The sequence below is a fragment of the Campylobacter sp. BCW_6465 genome (assembly GCF_001762815.1).
Lineage (GTDB): Bacteria > Campylobacterota > Campylobacteria > Campylobacterales > Campylobacteraceae > Campylobacter_D > Campylobacter_D jejuni.
The window spans coordinates 7,782-8,298 of the sequence record NZ_MJXN01000107.1 but is presented as its reverse complement, the minus strand read 5'-3'; the positions used below and the strand labels follow the sequence as shown (position 1 = coordinate 8,298).

At 25.1% G+C, this 517-nt stretch carries 1 protein-coding gene and 1 pseudogene; both read left to right on the top strand.

The features are described 5' to 3' along the window. Nucleotides 1–53: 53 nt before the first annotated feature. Nucleotides 54–320, top strand: coding sequence for a hypothetical protein (locus AJ886_RS08040; RefSeq protein WP_052799519.1), 267 nt, complete (start codon nucleotides 54–56; stop codon nucleotides 318–320). Nucleotides 321–371: 51 nt separating this feature from the next. After that, a pseudogene (locus AJ886_RS10890) lies at nucleotides 372–517 on the top strand (transposase); the annotation flags it as partial.

Sequence of the window (517 nt, the reverse complement as noted above, 5' to 3'; positions counted from 1 at the left end):
TTTTTCAATGAATATCAAAGACTTTTAGATTTTATTAGAAAGGATAAATAATAATGGAAAAAAAACCATTTACAATAGCAGAAGCTTTAAACTCTGAAACAAGCTCTCAAAAAACATATAGTAAAGCTAATAAAAAATCAGCTGGAAGAAAAACCGTAGATCAAAAACTAAGAAGAGATAATTTAGTAGTTTGCAGACTTAATGAACAAGAAATGGAAATTTTGAAAAAATTAATGGTTTTAGATTTAGCAAGTGAATATGGCACTTATATAAGAAAATTGATTTTAAAAGAGGCAAGAACTTTAAATATTAATAATTAAAAATGTTACAATATCCTTGCAAAAAACAAAAAACAAGGATACAAATGAGTAAAAAAACAAAAAGGTTCAAATAATCGCGCAAAAGCTAAACTTAAAGTAGCTAAAGCTCATCAAAAAATTACAAGAGCAAGAGCTGATTATTTACATAAGATAAGCGATGAAATCACAAATTTATATGATTTTATAGCTGTTGAAAA

Excerpts from the sequence above, each read along its gene's own strand:
- AJ886_RS08040 (WP_052799519.1), top strand. The coding sequence starts at position 54 with ATGGAAAAAAAACCATTTACAATAGCAGAAGCTTTAAACTCTGAAACA.